Below are 17,555 nucleotides of genomic sequence, written 5' to 3' on the forward strand. Positions count from 1 at the left end.
GGAGAAGCATGAAGGAAATGCCAGGTAAAGACAAGAAAAGCCGCCAGGCCACGAACATGATCCAGCGCTGGGTAGTGCTCTCCGGTCGAGGATTTCATGATTGGCCCACGCGCACCGTGTCCTGCGCCGGTGTTCAGGTCATCGTTGGCCCAGAACTGTTTTCAATTCATTAAACCTTCACTGCGGAGACTTCCGAAATCAGAGATTTGCTTCGCAAGGTGCTGTGGCCTGCAAGCATCCGGAGCCAAACACGACTGAAGCGTGCCGCGTCTGAGCGGATCACTTCTGGGCGGATCACTTCTGAGCGACGGTCAGCCCGATCTCTTCCGCCACCAGTTCCTGCAGCCGCCACAGATTGCGGTCGCGGATGCCGCAGGCTTCGAGGTGGCGGATCGTCTCGAATAGATATTGCGCGCCCGAGCCCCAATGACCGACGGCTGTCACCAGCGTCGCCGCGATCGCCTGCTTGTCGAGCTTGCCGGCATAACGCGGATTGGCGGGATCGACGACGAAACCAATCGCGCGACATGGGCCGCCTTCGGTCCTGACCTGCAGCCAGCGCGGCACGTTGACGGCGGGCAGGATGGTCATTTCGCGGCGCAGCAGCGCTTCGAGGTTGGCCGCCACCGGTTCCGCGATCTCGAACACCATGCCCTGGCACTGGCCGCCGCGATCGAGCGCCATCATCAAGCCGGGCTGCTCGACCGTGCCGCGAAAACGCTGCACCGTGAAGCAGAACGAACGATGCCAGCCGCTGGCCACCGCGCGTTCTCCGCCCCTCACCTCGCCGGCGGGCTTCCACAGCAGCGAGCCATAGGCAAATAGTTTCAGCGGCCCGGCCGGAGCGCCGGCCAGCACCTCGTCGCGGATGCGCGCATAGTCGGCGTCGGTCATGTGAACCATGCCCGGCGTCGGCCCGGCATCCTCGACAGCACGCATAGTGCGCGCGACCAACGCCTCGGTCAGCGCCATCGGCGTGTTGCGCGGCACGGACTTGCGCGGCGATATGGCAGAAATCGGCTGGTTCATTTCATACCCTCTACCGTCGCCGTCATGTTGCCGAAGGCAGAGGGATTCTCAAGGGTCCATGTGACCGGCGCAAAATTCAACGGCCGATGCCGGGCGGGTGACCCTCCCGCCCGGCATCCAATCATTCTAGTGCTTGGTGCTCTTGCCGCCGATGGGGATGCGCCTCATCTTGTTCTGTGCCTTCTCGGATTTCGGCAAGGTGACGAACAGCACGCCGTTGCGGAAATCGGCAGCGACCTTGTCTTCTTCGACTTCGAAGCCGATCGGAATGCGACGTTCGAAGCGGCCGTAGAATCGCTCGGAGAACTGACGTTCCTTGTCGTCGGTTTCGGCGTGTTTTTCACCGCGCAACGTCAGGACGCCGTCATCGAGCAACACCTCTATGTCCTTTTCCTCCATGCCGGGTATCTCGGCGGTCACGCGGATTTCCTTGTCCGTTTCCGAGATTTCCACGCTAGGCCAGCCACCGCCCGCCGAAGAGAGCCTGCCCAAGGATGGAAGACGTGAACCGAAACCGCGGAACATGTCGTCAACAAGGCGGTTCATCTCGCGATGCAGGCTCATGAATGGGTCCTGATCGCGGTCGCCTGAGAGGGTCTGAACCTGGTTCGGATCGCGACCCCATGGCATCAGATCACGAATGGTCATTGCATTTGCTCCTTTCTTGATCCTGTCTATCGTTCGTTTGCATGCTCTGGTTGCCATGCTCGGACGATGCGCGTCTGCGCCATTGGCGCTCCGGTCCAGTTGGAAACGCCTGGATCAGTGGCGGGGGCTCGCGCACCTGAGCCTGCCCGAGGGCCACCGCCCCTGACCCGCGCGGCGCCCGTGAAGCCGGCGCCTCGTCGGCACTGGTGCGGAGGATTTTGGACTCCGTCGCGGGTGGGTCAAGACCTCGTAATGTAATGTGATTGGTGCATGCAGGTGCCTGCGTCACCGGTGCTGTCCACATCAGTCGTGCCCCTTCGATCGGCATGTCGCGAAACAGTGGTCAACCGCCAGCTTGATGTCTGCTGGACCGGAGCCGCCTCGGCGTCAACGCGCGGCTGGTCGGCTGGATCGGCGGTCTCGAGGACAGGGAACAATGCCGCTGGCAGGCCGTTCTGTTCCTTGCCGGAGGATGCCATGAACGACGCGTCGGCACAGCCCGCTGGCCCCGTCCTTTCATCGGCGGAGCGCGTCAACACGCTGTCGCATTTTCACCGCGCCGAGATCGCTCGCATGGCGGGATGGCGCGACCGGCTGGACAGGACAACCAACTGGGCAATCACGGTGGTGGCGGCGCTGCTTTCGGTATCGCTGTCGACGGCCAGTGCGCATCACGGCGTGCTGCTTTTCGCCATGCTGCTGATCTTGCTGCTGCTATGGATCGAGGCGCGCCGCTATCGGTTCTTCGATTTCTATCGGGCGCGCGTACGCCAGTTCGAGCGCCACTATTTCGCGCAGATCTTTTCCCCACAGCCCGACTTTGCCTCGGACTGGCTGCTCATCGTCGGGGAAGGCCTACGCGCGCCGAAGTTCCTGCTGTCGCAGCGCGTCGCGCTGGCCCGTCGGCTGCGGCGAAATTACATCTACCTGTTCCTGATCCTCTTGCTGGCCTGGGTGCTCAAGATATCCACCCCCAGCCTTCAAACCGTGGGCGTCAGGACCGGCTTTGCCGGTTCGCTTCGCGAAGCCGTAGACAGCGCCGCCCTTGGCCCCGTTCCCGGTGTGGCGATCGTGGTTGTCGTGGCCGCATTCTATGTCGGGTTGCTTGCCATCGTCTTTTTCACGGCCGATAACGACGGCGAACTGTCCTTTGGCGACGTGCATGTTTGACGTTGATGCCCGGCAACACGCCGCTGCAACGCAAACGGCGGCCCGCGCGCTGAGATGGTCGGTCCGCCGAGACGTTTGAGGGAACGGAACTTCGCGCCTAGATGCCGAAGAACTGCTTGCCAACCATGTAACCCAGTGCCGCCACGACCAGCGGAAACAGCGCCGGCGCGGCTTTGCCCAGAAGGGAGACCTGCGGGTCCTTCGCCGGCGTATGACGTGCATTGCCGAGATTCTTGGTCATTGCTTGCCTCAGGTTCGAAAGACTCATTAGCAAATGCTGATTAACAGCATGGCCGCATTAACGGCTTGATAGGAAATCAACTCTGATCAGATGCAAATTCTAATGATCGGCACATGGACGGCAAAGACGCGCTGCCCTATTTGGCGGCGTTCGAAGCATTGACGGGGACGCGCGGCCGTTCGCGGCAATCGACAAAAACACGCCCGAACAACAAGATGGCTCAGGAACTCGATTTAGCAGGTGAGCGCCAGCTCCGAAGCCGGTGCAGTTCATCCGCCGCCTCGCCCGAGCTTCGTGTTGATAGCTCGGGGTCGAACGCATGTCCGCGGCGTAGGCAGGCCGCCTCCCGTCAAAAAATTCGCAAACCAATGTCGGACTGGCTAGGCTTCGTCCGTCCTTGGGGTATCGAACAGGCATTCATGAAAGGATCCAGCAATGCCCGGCACCGTACGTTTGCACCGCGTTCTGACGACCAGCCCTGAAAAGGTCTATCGCGCCTTCGTTGAAGCGGACGCGCTGGCCAAGTGGCTTCCGCCAAACGGCTTCACCTGCACGGTCCATAATTTCGAGGCAAAGGTCGGAGGCACGTTCAAGATGTCGTTCCGCAATTTCACCACCGGCGACAGCCACGCCTTCGGCGGCGAATACCTTGAACTCGTTCCGGGCGAGCGCCTGCTCTACACCGACAGGTTCGACGATCCCAACCTGCCCGGCGAGATACGGGTGACCGTGGTCTTGAAAAAAGTGTCGGTCGGCACTGAAATCGACATTACCCAGGCCGGCATTCCGGACGTCATTCCGGTCGAGGCCTGCTATCTCGGCTGGCAGGAATCGCTCAGAAATCTGGCAAAGCTCGTCGAGCCCGAGATCAATCAATAGGCTGCGGATGGCCGGGAGAACGGCCGTTTCTGGCCTGCCGAAGCCTGAAACTTGGACTGTGGCGGGAACTGCCCTTTGTCGCTAGCAATTCATCATTGCGGCACCCCTGTGCCTGGACGTGTCGATGAAGAATGCAGCGGAGGTTGAAAAAGCATGACTCTGACCAACCGAGACATCGTCGAGTTGACGGCGTGGCGGCGCCAGCTGCACCAGTATCCGGAAATCTCGAATGAAGAGGAGAAGACGGCAAAGGAGGTCGTCGCCTTCCTCGCCGATACGGGGCCGGACAAGGTGCTGACACAGCTCGGCGGGCACGGCGTCGCGGTCACATATGACAGCGGCAAAGCAGGGCCGACGGTGCTGTTCCGTTCGGAACTCGATGCCTTGCCTATCGAAGAACTTTCAGGCGTGCCGCATGCGTCGCGCGTGCCGGGCAAGTCGCATATGTGCGGCCATGACGGACACACCGCCATCCTGGCATCCCTCGGCCGGCAGTTGGGGCGCGAGCGGCCTGCAAGTGGCCGCGTCGTGCTGATGTTCCAGCCGGCGGAGGAAACCGGCAATGGCGCAGCCGGCGTCGTTGCCGATCCCCGCTTCGGCGAGATCGCGCCGGATTTCGCTTTCTCGCTGCACAACCTGCCTGGCGTGCCGTTCGGCGAGGTGCGGCTCAAGCCCGGCGTGGTCAACTGTGCGTCACGCGGCATGCGCATCGTGCTGGAGGGCAAGACCGCCCATTCATCCATGCCGGAGACCGGCACCTCGCCGATGCTGGCGATCAGTGAGCTGATGCCGGCGCTGCCGGCGCTCGGGCGCGGAACCTTCGCCGACGACGACTTCTCCATGCTGACCGTCACCCATGCCGCGATGGGCGAAGCCGTGTTCGGCATCGCGCCTGCTCATGCGCAGGTGTGGGCAACGCTGCGCACCCGGCGTGACGAGCGCATGGCGAACCTTTGTGCTGCTGCCGAAGCACTGGTCGCCAGGATCGCGGGCGAGCATCGCCTTACCGCCCGCTGGGACTATCACGAGATCTTCGTCGCCAGCGTCAACGCGCCGGACGCGGTGGAGCATCTGCGGCGCGCGCTCGATGAAGAGGGCGTATCGCACGGCGAAGAGGCCCTGCCGATGCGCGCCTCGGAAGATTTCGGCCTGTTCGGCCATAGTGCCAAGTCGGCGATGTTCTTCCTCGGTGCGGGCGAGCGGCACCCCGCCTTGCACAATCCCGACTATGACTTTCCCGACGACCTGATCCCGATCGGGTCGAGGATCTTCATGCGCACGGCACGCAATCTCCTGGGTTGACCTCCGCCAACTCCAACGCCGAAAGGAACATGCAATGCCAAAGATACCGAAGAACACGATTTGCCTTTGGTTCGACAAGGACGCCGAGGCTGCGGCGCGCTTCTACGCAGAGACCTTTCCCGACACCAGCGTGGGCGCCGTTCACCGTGCGCCGAGCGATTTTCCGTCCGGCAAGAAAGGCGACGTGTTGACGGTCGAATTTACCGTCGCCGGCATTCCCTGCATCGGATTGAACGGCGGCTCCACATTCAAGCAGAACGAGGCCTTCTCGTTCCAGATCGCCACCGACGATCAGCAGGAAACCGACCGCTACTGGAATGCCATCGTCGGCAATGGCGGCCAGGAGAGCGTGTGCGGCTGGTGCAAGGACAAATGGGGCGTGTCTTGGCAAATCACGCCGCGCACGCTGACCGAGGCCATGGCGGCCGGCGGCGAGGAAGCCAAACGCGCCTTTGATGCGATGATGGAGATGACAAAGATCGACGTCGCGGCGATCGACGCAGCCCGGCGCGGCTGACCTCGATCGGGGCTGAGTTGCTATCTGACCTTGATGACGACCTTGCCCTTGGCGCGTCCTGTTTCGACATAGGCCAGCGCCTCATTGGTCGCCTCGAAGGGAAATATCCGGTCGACGACCGGGCGGATCGCGCCGGATTCGATGAGCGATGCGATCTTGCTCAGCTGCTCGCCCTGCGCCCACATGAAAAGGAACGAGAACGTCACGCCACGGCGCTTGGCTTTCGCTCGAATACCGCGGCTCAGCAGGCGAAGCACCAGCCTCAGCACCACGTTCAGTCCCTTTTCCCTGGCAAATTCCGGATCCGGTGGGCCGGAGATGGAGATGAGCTTGCCACCCGGTTTCAGCACATTCAGTGATTTTTCAAGTGTCTTGGCGTCCTGGCTGTTCAAGACGACGTCGTAGCCCGAAAGGACTTTCTCGAAATCGTCTTTCCTGTAGTCGACGACGATATCGGCGCCGAGCCCCTTGACCAGACCGGCACTCGCCGCGCTGGCGGTGGTCGCAATGGTCGCGCCGAGATGCTTTGCCAGTTGGATGGCGAATGTCCCCACGCCGCCGGAACCAGCTTGAATGAAGACCTTCTGTCCCTTCTTCAGCTTGGCCCTTTCGACGAGCGCCTGCCAGGCGGTCAGGCCGACCAGCGGGATCGAGGCCGCCTCCTCCATGCTGAGGTTCCCGGGTTTCAGGGCCACGTCGGCTTCATCCATGGCTATGAACTCGGCGAACGTTCCGATCCGGCCATCGCGCGGCCGCGCATAGACGTCGTCGCCGAGTTTGAATTTGCGGACTTTCGATCCCACGCGCACAACCCTCCCGGCCACGTCGTGACCCAGGATGAAGGGCCGGCGATAGGGCAGGATCAGCTTGAACTCTCCGGTTTTGACCTTGGAATCGAGCAGGTTCACCGCCGCCGCGTGGACCTCGACCAGGACATCGCTGTCCCCGAGTTTCGGCTCCGGCATTTCGGCTAGCCGCAGAGTGCCGTTCCTGCTGTACTTGTCGACGACGAATGCCTTCATGGCAGTGACTTTCTGAGAGTGATTTTGGTGTGTCGCATGTGCGTGAAATCCTCTGCTCGCTGTGTTCAAACGGGCAGGCGGAATTGTTTCCGCAGGCTCTTGTCGAATATCCCCGCGGGAGCAAAGCGACGCAGCAGGCTGACCTGGCGCGCAGCCTTGCCGGCGGTGTAGCGCCGTTGCGGACGGGCATCGGTCGCTGCCTTGACGACCACTTGCGCCACCATTTCCGGCCGGTCGGCGACAGGCATCACGTCGCGAAGCAGCGCTTCCAGCGTAGCGCGGGCCTGATCGTATTCCTGCAACGGCGAATCCGGCTGGATCCCGTTCTGGTCGAAGACAGTACGAACGAATGCCGGCTCGATGACCGAAACGCGGATGTTGAAGGCGCGAACCTCGTGGTCGAGCGATTCCGAATAGCCCTCGAGCGCGTGCTTGACCGCCGAATAATGCGCTGAATACGGCGCCGGCACCAGTCCCAGCACAGAGCCGATATTGATGATGCGCCCCTCGCCACGCTGCCGCATCGACGGCAGCACCGCATTGGTCATGCGGATGACGCCGAACAGATTGACGTCGAACAGGGCCTGCACCTGGGCAATCGAGAATTCCTCGGCGCCTCCAAGCTGGCCGACGCCGGCATTGTTGACCAAGAGGTCGATCCGGCCGGTCTGCGAGAGCACCGTCGAAACGAGTGCGGCAACGGCCTCACTGTCGGTCACGTCGCAGATCAGCATGGTCACCCCGTCCGGATCGTTGCCGGCCTTGCGCCGGCTGGTTCCAAAGACGGTGAACCCGGCCCGCGCAAGGGCTTCGGCACTGGCGCGGCCAATGCCCGAAGAGGCCCCGGTCACAACGGCGGTTTTTCCGGCATTCGTTTTCATTTCGTGCTCCAAACTCATGGGGGGCTAGCTTTTTTTCATCCGTTAAATTACAGTCGTAATATCAGATTATGGCCATAATGCAATAGCAGAAAGGAATAGCAGCCATGCGCTACGAAAAGGGCAGGAAGGACGCCTCGCGCGGCCGGATCCTGGAGGTCGCCGCGGAACGCTTTCGGAAAAACGGCATAGCGGCGTCCGGACTGGCAACCATCATGGGCGACGCCGGGCTGACGAACGGGGCTTTCTATCCCCACTTTCAATCAAAGGCGGCGCTTGTCCGTGAAACGGTCGCTGCAGCTCTCGAGGATCAGTCCGACGAGATACGGCAAGCATTGGCCTCCGGCGGCTTGGCAATGGCCATAGACACATATCTGTCGGCGGCGCATCGGGATAACCCCGGGAAGGGCTGCGCCTCTGCCGCCTTGCTGGCGGAAATCGCCCGCGAGCCACCCGAAACGCGTCAGCTTTATACCGAGCGTTTGCTGACCCAGGTGCACCAGGTGTCGGTAGAGCTGCCGCCGCAAACTCCTGATCCGGAGGGCGTTGCGTTCGCTATCTTTGCGACCCTCATTGGCACGCTTCAGCTGGCCCGTGCCGTGGAGGGAACGGAATTGTCGGATCGTATCCTTGCGGCAGGGAAAGCTGCGGCGCGCGCGCTGATCGAGCAGAGTTAAGGGCGTACCACGCGTGGGCACGTCAAAGTCATTCTCATGCGGTATGACGCCCAGCCCCGCATCGGCCCCTTGGCAGGAACAGCACCGCCCGTATGATGGTCAGATGCGCGCCCGCTCTTCAGTGCCCGGTGCCGCGACCGAAGGACCTGGCGTCCTTGGCCAGCACCAGCTCGGCATCGTCGGTAACATGGCTGACATAGCGATAGTCGCGGATGAAGCTGATCTGACCTTCTCGCCACTCCAGCCACATGAAATGACGCGGTTTCTGGTCGGCATGGCTTTCGAACACAGCGATCACCTCGCGGCCGTCGAGCCAGGCCGGCGTCAGCCACACGCGGTCGCTTTTGGCGTAGATCGTGAAGAACACGCCGACATCCGCCGCACCCGAGCGCGGCGCATGCAGGGACTGATGAAGCCTGACGTCGTCGGCAAGCAGGGCGCGCAAGCCGTCCCAATCCCGCTGGTTGAACAGGGTCGCATAACGGACCACGGCGGCCGACGCGATACGCGCATCGGGAGCCGAACTGGCCTGCGCACTGACTTCCCTAAGCCGGGCGCGGCCGCGCGCCAAGTGCCCTTTCACCGCATCGACGGTGATGCCGAGCAAAGCAGCGATCTCGGCCAGCGGCTCGTCGAGCACATCTCTGAGGATGACGACGCTGCGCTGGAGCAGCGGAAGCTCCGCGAAGCGCGACACTGCGGTCTGTATAGCTTGCCTGCGCATCAGCATCTCCACCGGGTCGGCTTTGGTGTCGTCGGCAATTTCAAGCGCCGCCTCGATAGGCTCCGCCGCGCGGGTCGCGCGGCTGCGCAGCAGGTCCAGCGCACGGTTGTGGGCGACGCGGAACAGCCAGGGCCTGAGCTGCGGCACCTCGCCCAGCTCATTCAGCGCAACGAAGGCCCGCGCAAACGTGTCCTGCACGACATCCTCCCCGTCGATGACCGAGCCCATCAGGCGCGCGCAATAGCGGTGCAGCTCTGGCCGCATCGCGGCGGCAAGGGCAAGCAGCCCTTCCCGTCGGTCGCGGTCCACGGCAGGATCTCGTTCGCTCAAGCCGCAGCCCCCTCCATCACGGTTACGCCCGCGTCGCCATTGAGGCCGAAGACGATGCCCTCCGCATATTGCGGGTCTTCCAGCACGGAAACCACCCTGTCGCCGAAGGTTCGGGGCGGCATCGGCGCACCGAAGCGGGTGACGAATTGTTCGGGCGTGATGCCCATGGATCCGGAATAGGCGCCGGCCGCCGCATCGCCTGTTCCGGTGCCGAGGATCATCTGCCGCGGCACGATCGCCTGAAAGCGGATGCCGAGCTTCTTCTCCTGCGAAACGCCGTTGGCGTACTTCGCCATGAACCACAGCATGCGCTTGGCGCCGCCATAGCCGCCCGACAACTGCGACCCGGTGACGGCGGCACCGCTCGATCCCACCAGAACACGGCTGCCCGGCTTGAGCGGCAGGTTGAGCGCCGCCTGCAGCCAGTATAGCCCGGCCTTGACGTCGGTTTCCCAAGCGATTGAAAAATCTTCCCAGCTCAGTTGGTCCAACCGGCCCATCCGGGGCGTGGCACCAGCATTCAGGACCACGACGTCAGGACGAACCTCGCTAAGAATGCGATAGGCCGCGCCCTCCTCCGCAACGTCGGCGCGGATAGTGGCGACCCCAAGCCGCGCACCGACCGCATCCAGCGCCTCGACGCCACGGGCAACGACCGTCACGCTGGTGCCCTGTTCGACCGCGCCTCGACCAATCCGAGGCCAAGCCCACGGCTGCCACCGGTGACCACGATTTTTTTATTCCTGAGGCTCATCGACCCTGCTCCTTAGCTTCACTGTAGCTAAGACGTTTGAGGGTCGGAAAAAGAGCCAAGGTTTGGCGAGGCGCGCTGTCGCGGCGACGATCCGCGACATGCCGGCAATGTTGGCGATAGGGCGGAAGAAGCATGATGCCGCGCCGCGTGGGCAGTGGAGCGATTAGGGGCTGCATTGCATTAAATGTGAAGCCCAATTGCGCTCATGTCACCCCCAGCCAAACAGCCGCGCCAGCCGCTTCTTGAGCGGTCGCAGGGACAGGCGCCGACGCCGGGAGAATCCCGCAATCCTCTGCCGCACCGCATGCATGGCATCGGCGTGGATGGCATCGACGCTCATGGTACCGTTGCCGAGTAAAAGGTCGGGGCCCGAGACCGGGCGCATGATGCCACGCAGAGCCCGCTCGTGCATCTCGGCGTAGCGGCTGTAATCCACCCCCGCGTCCCAGCCAGGCGGCCGCGTCAGAACGGACGGGTTATTATTGATTTCGAAGGTCTGGACCTGGCCGTCGACGATGCCGTAATCGATGCGCCCATAGTCGATGCCGGCCAGGGCGAAGACACGCCCGATCTGCTCGGCATGCGGATTGTCGTCCACGTAAGCGCGGCTTTCGGCCCTATCGGCTTCGGTGAAGCGGGTGCTCGGAAACTTGATGTACCAGTTCTCATTGATGAAGCAGTGCTGCGGATAGACGGTTGGGCCGACCTTGTAAGCCGAGTATTTGCGGAACCGCCCATCGGCCGAGGGAGCCGCGCCGTATTCGACGATCATCAGGTCCGGGTCTTGACGGACATGGCCCGGCAGACGGGCAATCGCTGCTTCCAGCGCATCCGCGGCGTGGATCAGCCCGGTCAGCGGCGGCTCATGCTGGCTTTCCCAGCGCACGAAAACTGGAAAGCGGCGTACGGACTTGCGCTCACCCAGCCGATGCACATCGAAATGGTTGAGGCCCGCGGCCTTCAGGCGTTTCAGCAAGTCAAAGCGACTTGGCACGATTGCTGGATCGTTGAGCAGCAACAGGCCTGGATTGAGCGAGGCGATGCGCTCATGAAGTGAGACCGCCGCCTGCAATTGCGCCGGCGCCAGCCGTTCAAAATCCGTAAAGACGAAGGTGCCCGGAGAGAGGGGCCCGAGCCTCGCGGCCAGCTCGTAGGGAATGATCCGAACAAGATCACCAAGCCCATGCTGGTAATAGCCAAGCAGTACGCCCATCGTGTAAGCGTGTTGGCGTGTGCAGAAATAGTAGATCGGCCCCTGATTGTTGGTCATGGCCGGGCGTCGATATCCTGGCATGCATGACACACGACTGTCTTAGCCGACAAGATTGGACTTCCCCCAACGCAATGCATACCGAATTCCCCTCCAATGCTCTGTTCAAATCCGGCCGGCATCCCTGGCAAGTGATTCGCGCCGGTGCTTTCGAAGGTGCCACGGACACCTATGCTATCCACGATGAAATGCGACGGCACGCTCCGGTCTGGCAGGCGCCGTGGGGCGATGTCTATCTCACCGGCTACGATCTCGTTTCGAGCAGCCTCGCAAATCGCAAGCTTTCGCACGTGCCGCCGGCCGATGTAATGGCGGATTCGGATTCCGCGATCCGCGACTGGCTGATCTATCAGGAGGGCAGCGCTCACGCCGCCCTGCGCCAGGCCCTGCAGCAGCCCTTTGTCGGCAAGGGCATGCCGGCTTTGCGTCTCATTGTAGCTGAAACGATCGAAGACCTCATGGGCGATTCCGGCTTGTCCGGGACGACCGAAGTCGTGGCCGCCTTCACGCGCGCCGTGCCCGAACGTGTCATCTGCCGCCTGCTTGGCGTACCGGACCAGGACATGCCGATGGTCCGGGCATGGTCGGGTTCGATCCGCGCCCTTCTCGACACTGGTTTCGATGATGCGTTCGGCGGCGCCAACTCCGCCGACGAGATGTCCTGCTACTTCGTCGAGCATCTGCGCCATCTGCTTGCCGCTGGGCGAATGCCGCCGCTGCTGACCGGGCTGGCCGGCCTCGTCGATGCGTTGGGGCTGACGGCTGCCGGTCGCAACATCGCCTTCCTGGCCTTCGCCGGCCACGAGACCACGGTGCACCTCATCGGCAACATGCTGTTCCATCTTGCTCACCAGCCCGCCCAGTGGGCGGCCCTGCGGGCCGACCGCCGGCTTGCTGCCAGTGCCGTTGCCGAAACTCTGCGGCTGGAAAGCCCGGTGCAGAAGATCTGCCGCTGGCCGCTCGAGCCTGTAATCATCGGCGGCCAGGAAATCGAAAAGAACCGGCTGATGGTGCTGCTTGTCGGCGCTGCCAACCGCGACCCGGCCCAGTTTGCCGACGCATCGCGTTTCGACCTCGGCCGGGCCGGCAGGCAGAACCTGGCCTTCGGCCGGGGCGCGCATGTCTGCATCGGCAGGGCGCTGGCCGAAATGGAAGGTGTCGCGGTGCTGGAAGCCGCACTCACCCACTGGAGAGCCATCGAGCCTGTTGCTGCACGTTGGATGGACAATTCCTCGATCCGCGGCCTGGATGCGCTGGCGTTGCGGCTGACAGCCTGACCGGATGGTCGCTTGTCCGGTTTTCATGCCTTTGCGCGACCCATTTCCGCGACACGGGATGCCGCATCATCCTAAGCGTCCTCCTTGTCCGCCCCGAGCGCCGCGAGAAGCGCTGCGTCCGATCGAGTGAGCAGAACCGGCGCCTTCATTCCGGCAATGCTCGTGCCGCCCTTCATGCGGTGGCGCTTCAGCCTGCCATAGAGGTCGTCCACGCCGGTCGTCCGCAGCGGCCCCAACTGGCCGATGCGGCGGGCATACTCATATTGCGGGTTGGCCTTGAGCGCATGGTCGAGGCCACCGCCAAGCACCTCAACGGCCGGCCCCGGACCGGTCTCGACGAAAAGCCGGTAGTGCGGGTGCGGCGTCGCGACCGCCACCAGCAGCGAATAGGTACGATGATCGAGACCGGCCTCGGCCAGCGACCGCACGACAAAGGCTTCCGTGAGCTTTTCGCCACAGAGATCGGACACCATGCCGATACGCCCGCTGAAACGCAGGCGCGGCGTGTCGCCGGTGAACCCGGTGACTTCGACCATGTCTTGCGTATCGTAGCGATAGAGGCCGGAGCCGGTGGTCACGATAAGCCGGTAGGTCAGGCCTGCCTCCAACTGCCACGCGAAATAGCTGGCACCGCTGTCATCGACAAATTCAAAAAACCCGCTTTGCGATGCCAGGATGCACCCGGACCCGTCGCCATAGGGAAATGAAACGGCAGCTTCGGTAGACATCAGCCCTTTGGACTGGATGAAGACATGCCGAAATTGCGCCTGCAATGCGGCGGCAAAGCCACTGCTGGAAGCGTCTGTCCAGCAGCTGATCGTGTCGAGGCGAGGCCAGATCGCCGACAGCTGCGAACTTCCAAGCGCGCCCTCCAGCGCAGCAATGCGGCGGCGCACCACGTCCGCCGGCCGCACGGCGCCCAGCCTGTCCGCGAGCTCCGGCAACAGGCTCTCGGCATCGCGCTGCATCGCGCGCAGGATTTCGGTGAGATAGGTCGGGCTCCAGACCCAGATCAGGCTCAGATCCTCGGCCGCCAGCAGGTGCAGGCAGGTCTGCCTTTGCCACTCGGCGAAATCGCTGAGCAGCCTCAAATCCATCGGCACCGCCGAAACTTGGATCAGGCTGTCGCGCAAGGCGCCGAAATAAGCAAAAGGAACGGGACTGCCCAACCTGCGCGCACCGACGCGCTCGCTTGCGCCGCGGCCTACCGGGCTTAGCGCGAAATAGCTGTGCCCTTGCGCAACGCCCGGCCGGCGCCGTATCAGTTCCGACATCCAGGGATAGAGACAATCGGTGTAGGCCTGCAGGCCCGTGTCGGTATAAGGGATGTATTTCGCGCCACCGGAACTGCCGCCGGTTTGCTCGATAAACCGGACCGGCTCGGCAGTCAGCACATTTTCCTCTCCGGCGACGACACGATTGATGTATGGCGACAAGGCCTCGTAGCCGCGGATCGGCACGAGATCGCGAAAGGACTCGGCCGAAGCGACGTTGGCGAAGTTGTGGTCACCACCAAACACAGTCGCAGGATTGGCTTCTAGGAGCCGCCGCAAGAGGGAGCGCTGCGTGGCCTCAAGTTGATCGAGCCGCGCCCGAAAACCGGCATCCCCGGCAGCGGTCGCGCCGGCAATCCGTGCCCAGGCTTCAGCGCCCATCTTGCAGCCCTTCGGCGAAACTCGCGGCGGCGTAGCGCTTCAGATTGCCGAGTTCGAATTCCGCGAGGCAGGCAAGTTCGACACCTCGGAAGTAGAAGGGATTGGCCTGGAGAAAGAAGGCGGCAAAACGGTTGCGGAATGCTGTTTCCTCGACATCTGCCCACTGTTCCCGCAAGTGGCCTTGCGACAGGCCGAAGTCTATCAGTCCGGTCGACGGCTCGAATTGACGCCCGTATCGGGCAGTTGCGATGGCATCGCGGATCGTCTGCAGGCGGGCCGAAACCGGACCATCGACGGCTGGAACGAAGTCGCAGAAAAAATTGGGGAGAATGCGGAACGTCCTATGCCCTCCGATGATGGAGAACCAGAACAACCGGCCCGCCACCCCGGCCTTGGCGGCGCCGGCCGCGCGAAAGAAACCGCGCAGCAACACGGGGTCGCCCCAACGCGCGGAATGGAGAACAGTATCGCCGGAGAAGAGATAGTGAACAGTCTCCCCGCCGACGGTCTGTGGTCTGACAAGGTAAGTCGAAAAGCCGATTATCTCCCGGTCGCACCGGATGATCACGACAGCATCCTTTTCAGCGAGATCACGTTCGAAGACATTGCGATCGACTGCCTCGTAGTAGGTCTCATACAAGGCAAACATCCGGTCGCGCTCGGCAGGCGTCAATTCCCGCACCGGCGTCGTTGTCGAGCCAATGGAACCGATTTCATCCGCAGTAGTTCGCACGCAATCTTGCCGCCCATGTCAGACCCCAACAATCGAATATCAGTCATGGGCTCAGTAGTTCAACCCGCACCAACCCGAATCTTTACGAGCATTTGTCTCGGCATTCGGGGTGATGGTCCACCCGACCCTGTCGGTCAAAGCGGCCGCATTGGCCGCCATGGCATAGTGCATTGGACGGCGGCCGGCGATCACACTGCCGGTCGCCCGCGAAATTGTTCGACCGCTACTCTCGGCTTTGGTCAGCTATCTTCATCGGAAGTCCAAAGCTGCCTGTCCGAGGCTGCCGGCGATGAAAGCGCTGCCGGTCCATGCTGCGGCATCCCAGCCGGATATGTTCAGAAGTCGAGAGCGACCATCATGCCGCGGACTTCGGCCATTTCCAGCAGCAGGTCTTGGAGTCTTTCGTCGAGTGCGGCACCGGTCAGCGCCAGAAGCTCGGTGACGCTCTCTCTCATCGATATGACGGCGGCGCCTGTCTTCTCGGCGAGCAGCCGTCCGATGGCAGCTCGGATCAGGTCGTCCTGATCAGACATTGCTTCACCTCCCAACGCACTGCAACCTCCCCTTGCTTTCCATGCCTCACCGCCGCTTTCGACAACAGGGCGTGATTTCCCATACCGTATGATTTTTGATGCGACATCGGGCAGCTTTGCTCATGCCAGCAGATCGTCTCGATGAGCCCGCCAGTCGTTCAACACCGACAATGAGGGCAGGAGCGAAAAATGGCCGGGCTGGACCGTTTCAACCGCTGCAAGCAGTGCCAGAGGCACTTCGTGCCGATAAAGCCCAATGCACACGCCCCCTTTGGCCGTTGCCGGCAATTCCGTGACGGTGTCGAAAATCGAAAACGTACCCGTTGGCTCTTCCACGATTTCGAAACGCCCCACCCCAAACCTCCCTCTGCACAAAAGTAGCGACCAACGCGGACATCCCCCTAGTGGTTCCCTAGGCCGGCAGTTTTTTTCGCGCCTTGGTTGTAGCGCATGCCGGCAGGACAGTCATGCCCGCAGGGCGCGCAGTCAAAAATCGCTACGCACATTTTAAATCTTGACGCGTGTAAATTTTTTATAAAACATGCGCAACCGTCGGCATGGGCGTGTACGACGTGTCGCCCAGCCTGGTGGCGCTGTGCACCTCGCAACACCCGACGGCAAGAACCTTCGAGACGGCCGAGGCGCTAATAGCGTCACCCGACATCGACGCGGTGTTCGTGCTGTCATCCGACGACACCCACAGCCGCTTCGTGCACGCGGCGATTGCCACCAACAAGCACATCCTGCTGGAAAAGCCCGCCTGTCTGACGGTGCGCGAGATCGACGATCTGCTGGCGCTGATGCCGGACTACGACAAGACCCTGTTCGTCGGCTATATGCGCCGCTACGCGCCGGCATATCTGGCCGCCAGGGACGAGCTGCCGGCCTTCGCCGACATCACCCATGTCCGCATCTTCGACCTGATCTCGGAGGGCCGGCATTTCCTCAAGAAGAGCCAGAACGTCCTCTATCCCAACGACATAGACCCGGCCCTGCTGGCGCGTGGCGCCAAGGAGCGCGACGCGCTGATCCGCGAAGTCGTCGGTGCCGACGCGCCGGCCGACCTGGTGCGCGCCTATCGCGGGCTGACGGCGCTTTCCTCGCACCACATTTCAGCGATGCGCGGGCTGATCGGCGAGCCGGCGCGCGTGCTGGCCGCGCACCGCACCAATGGCGGCGCCAACACATCAGTCACCTTCGACTACGGCCATTTCGCTTGTCTCTACGACGCGGTGGTCGACGATCTCGGCCTGTTCGACGCAATGATCGAGGTGCGCTCCAACACCAGGCGCGTGCGCATCATCTACGACACGCCCTACATCCGCAGCCTGCCGACGCGGCTGGAGGTTACCGATGCCGGCCCGCTCGGCCCGGTGACGAAAGCCTTCGGCCCTCTCTACGGCGATGCTTTCTCGAATGAACTCGAGATTTTCCACCGCCACATCGCCGAAGGAACAAAGCCGCTGACCGACCTCGCCGATTCCCGCCGCGACCTGGCGCTGATGGCCGAAATCATCGAGCGTATGAAGGAGAGCGGCCAGCGTTGAGGCGCTCCCTCTGCCCTACTGCCCTACTGCCCTACTGCCCTACTGCCCTACTGCCCTACTGCCCTACTGCCCTACTGCCTTATTTCCCGCAGTGATGATCGTTGATCTTGTTCAATGCATTCGCGTCGGGTCCAACGCGATGGTAGGAGCACGCGCCAGCCGCCGTCGTCACCAACTGCTGATCGTAGTAGTGCGGACCGCCGAACAGGATATCGATGAGATCGCCTTCGGCGGGAACGTAGCGTTCGGAGTGGACCCGGCGGTCGTAATGCCGGTCGCCAGCCAAGGCCGGGGCGCAAAGACTCGCGCCCGTAGCAACCGCGAGAGCTAGGATCGCAACGCATTTCGTGGTCATCGGCACACCCTTCT

General features: G+C 62.5%; 20 protein-coding genes and 1 pseudogene. 8 read left to right on the forward strand and 13 right to left on the reverse strand.

Going from position 1 to position 17,555, the window contains the following annotated elements; genetic code table 11:
• Positions 1-8: 8 nt before the first annotated feature.
• Positions 9-173: a hypothetical protein gene (locus AC0L2D_RS04560; RefSeq protein WP_473540464.1), complete on the forward strand. Its 165-nt coding sequence runs from the start codon at positions 9-11 to the stop codon at positions 171-173.
• 121 nt (positions 174-294) lie between these two features.
• On the opposite strand, the gene AC0L2D_RS04565 is transcribed toward AC0L2D_RS04560, so the two are convergent.
• Positions 295-1,029, reverse strand: a complete 735-nt coding sequence (locus tag AC0L2D_RS04565) for a gamma-glutamylcyclotransferase (RefSeq protein WP_013530521.1) — start codon at positions 1,027-1,029, stop codon at positions 295-297.
• A gap of 126 nt (positions 1,030-1,155) precedes the next feature.
• Positions 1,156-1,677 carry an Hsp20/alpha crystallin family protein gene (locus AC0L2D_RS04570; protein ID WP_013530520.1) on the reverse strand — a complete coding sequence of 174 codons (522 nt, stop codon included), beginning with the start codon at positions 1,675-1,677 and terminating at the stop codon, positions 1,156-1,158.
• Positions 1,678-2,154: 477 nt separating this feature from the next.
• Here AC0L2D_RS04570 and AC0L2D_RS04575 point away from each other — a divergent pair, with 477 nt between their 5' ends.
• Positions 2,155-2,847, forward strand: a complete 693-nt coding sequence (locus tag AC0L2D_RS04575; RefSeq protein WP_013530519.1) for a DUF2270 domain-containing protein — start codon at positions 2,155-2,157, stop codon at positions 2,845-2,847.
• A gap of 97 nt (positions 2,848-2,944) precedes the next feature.
• Here AC0L2D_RS04575 and AC0L2D_RS04580 read toward each other — a convergent pair whose 3' ends face one another.
• Positions 2,945-3,088 carry a hypothetical protein gene (locus AC0L2D_RS04580; protein ID WP_013530518.1) on the reverse strand — a complete coding sequence of 48 codons (144 nt, stop codon included), beginning with the start codon at positions 3,086-3,088 and terminating at the stop codon, positions 2,945-2,947.
• 435 nt (positions 3,089-3,523) lie between these two features.
• Here AC0L2D_RS04580 and AC0L2D_RS04585 point away from each other — a divergent pair, with 435 nt between their 5' ends.
• From AC0L2D_RS04585 to AC0L2D_RS04595, 3 genes are all read left to right on the forward strand, one after another.
• Positions 3,524-3,967 carry an SRPBCC family protein gene (locus tag AC0L2D_RS04585; RefSeq protein ID WP_013530517.1) on the forward strand — a complete coding sequence of 148 codons (444 nt, stop codon included), beginning with the start codon at positions 3,524-3,526 and terminating at the stop codon, positions 3,965-3,967.
• A gap of 153 nt (positions 3,968-4,120) precedes the next feature.
• The gene (locus AC0L2D_RS04590; RefSeq protein ID WP_013530516.1) at positions 4,121-5,269 is read left to right on the forward strand and encodes an amidohydrolase; all 1,149 of its coding nucleotides are present in this window, start codon (positions 4,121-4,123) and stop codon (positions 5,267-5,269) included.
• A 43-nt stretch (positions 5,270-5,312) separates the two neighbouring features.
• Positions 5,313-5,786, forward strand: a complete 474-nt coding sequence (locus AC0L2D_RS04595) for a VOC family protein (protein WP_027160885.1) — start codon at positions 5,313-5,315, stop codon at positions 5,784-5,786.
• Positions 5,787-5,806: 20 nt separating this feature from the next.
• Here AC0L2D_RS04595 and AC0L2D_RS04600 read toward each other — a convergent pair whose 3' ends face one another.
• Together AC0L2D_RS04600 and AC0L2D_RS04605 are read right to left on the reverse strand one after the other, a co-directional pair.
• Complete coding sequence (locus AC0L2D_RS04600) at positions 5,807-6,808, reverse strand: NADP-dependent oxidoreductase (RefSeq protein ID WP_473540465.1); 1,002 nt, start codon at positions 6,806-6,808, stop codon at positions 5,807-5,809.
• Between the two features lie 65 nt (positions 6,809-6,873).
• On the reverse strand, positions 6,874-7,689 hold the full coding sequence (locus AC0L2D_RS04605) for an oxidoreductase (RefSeq protein WP_064992516.1): 816 nt from the start codon (positions 7,687-7,689) through the stop codon (positions 6,874-6,876).
• A gap of 104 nt (positions 7,690-7,793) precedes the next feature.
• Here AC0L2D_RS04605 and AC0L2D_RS04610 point away from each other — a divergent pair, with 104 nt between their 5' ends.
• Positions 7,794-8,363 (forward strand): TetR/AcrR family transcriptional regulator, encoded by a 570-nt coding sequence (locus tag AC0L2D_RS04610; protein WP_013530512.1) that lies wholly within the window; start codon positions 7,794-7,796, stop codon positions 8,361-8,363.
• Between the two features lie 118 nt (positions 8,364-8,481).
• Here AC0L2D_RS04610 and AC0L2D_RS04615 read toward each other — a convergent pair whose 3' ends face one another.
• The 3 genes and pseudogenes from AC0L2D_RS04615 to AC0L2D_RS04625 form a co-directional block, all read right to left on the reverse strand.
• Entirely contained in the window at positions 8,482-9,417 is a 936-nt protein-coding gene (locus AC0L2D_RS04615) for a sigma-70 family RNA polymerase sigma factor (RefSeq protein WP_473540466.1), read from the reverse strand.
• Positions 9,414-10,171, reverse strand: a pseudogene (locus AC0L2D_RS04620) (SDR family NAD(P)-dependent oxidoreductase). The gene AC0L2D_RS04615 and the pseudogene AC0L2D_RS04620 overlap by 4 nt, the downstream one beginning before the upstream one ends.
• Before the next feature lie 208 nt (positions 10,172-10,379).
• Entirely contained in the window at positions 10,380-11,441 is a 1,062-nt protein-coding gene (locus AC0L2D_RS04625; protein WP_473540467.1) for a hypothetical protein, read from the reverse strand.
• 74 nt (positions 11,442-11,515) lie between these two features.
• Here AC0L2D_RS04625 and AC0L2D_RS04630 point away from each other — a divergent pair, with 74 nt between their 5' ends.
• Complete coding sequence (locus tag AC0L2D_RS04630; protein WP_275952542.1) at positions 11,516-12,718, forward strand: cytochrome P450; 1,203 nt, start codon at positions 11,516-11,518, stop codon at positions 12,716-12,718.
• 71 nt (positions 12,719-12,789) lie between these two features.
• Here the strand turns inward: AC0L2D_RS04630 and AC0L2D_RS04635 are convergent, their stop codons facing one another.
• From AC0L2D_RS04635 to AC0L2D_RS04650, 4 genes are all read right to left on the reverse strand, one after another.
• A complete protein-coding gene (locus tag AC0L2D_RS04635; RefSeq protein ID WP_275952541.1) occupies positions 12,790-14,373 on the reverse strand; it encodes a GH3 family acyl-acid amido synthetase in 1,584 nt (527 codons plus the stop codon).
• Positions 14,363-15,013 carry a hypothetical protein gene (locus AC0L2D_RS04640; RefSeq protein WP_473540468.1) on the reverse strand — a complete coding sequence of 217 codons (651 nt, stop codon included), beginning with the start codon at positions 15,011-15,013 and terminating at the stop codon, positions 14,363-14,365. The genes AC0L2D_RS04635 and AC0L2D_RS04640 overlap by 11 nt, the downstream gene beginning before the upstream one ends.
• Positions 15,014-15,441: 428 nt before the next feature.
• Positions 15,442-15,639: a hypothetical protein gene (locus tag AC0L2D_RS04645; protein WP_013530509.1), complete on the reverse strand. Its 198-nt coding sequence runs from the start codon at positions 15,637-15,639 to the stop codon at positions 15,442-15,444.
• Positions 15,640-15,759: 120 nt separating this feature from the next.
• Positions 15,760-15,993 (reverse strand): hypothetical protein, encoded by a 234-nt coding sequence (locus AC0L2D_RS04650; RefSeq protein WP_013530508.1) that lies wholly within the window; start codon positions 15,991-15,993, stop codon positions 15,760-15,762.
• Between the two features lie 203 nt (positions 15,994-16,196).
• Between AC0L2D_RS04650 and AC0L2D_RS04655 the strand changes: the two genes are divergently transcribed.
• The gene (locus AC0L2D_RS04655) at positions 16,197-17,186 is read left to right on the forward strand and encodes a Gfo/Idh/MocA family protein (RefSeq protein ID WP_473540469.1); all 990 of its coding nucleotides are present in this window, start codon (positions 16,197-16,199) and stop codon (positions 17,184-17,186) included.
• 79 nt (positions 17,187-17,265) lie between these two features.
• Here AC0L2D_RS04655 and AC0L2D_RS04660 read toward each other — a convergent pair whose 3' ends face one another.
• The gene (locus tag AC0L2D_RS04660; RefSeq protein ID WP_024503933.1) at positions 17,266-17,541 is read right to left on the reverse strand and encodes a hypothetical protein; all 276 of its coding nucleotides are present in this window, start codon (positions 17,539-17,541) and stop codon (positions 17,266-17,268) included.
• Positions 17,542-17,555 lie beyond the last annotated feature (14 nt).

It is taken from the genome of Mesorhizobium sp. WSM4833, assembly GCF_055811095.1.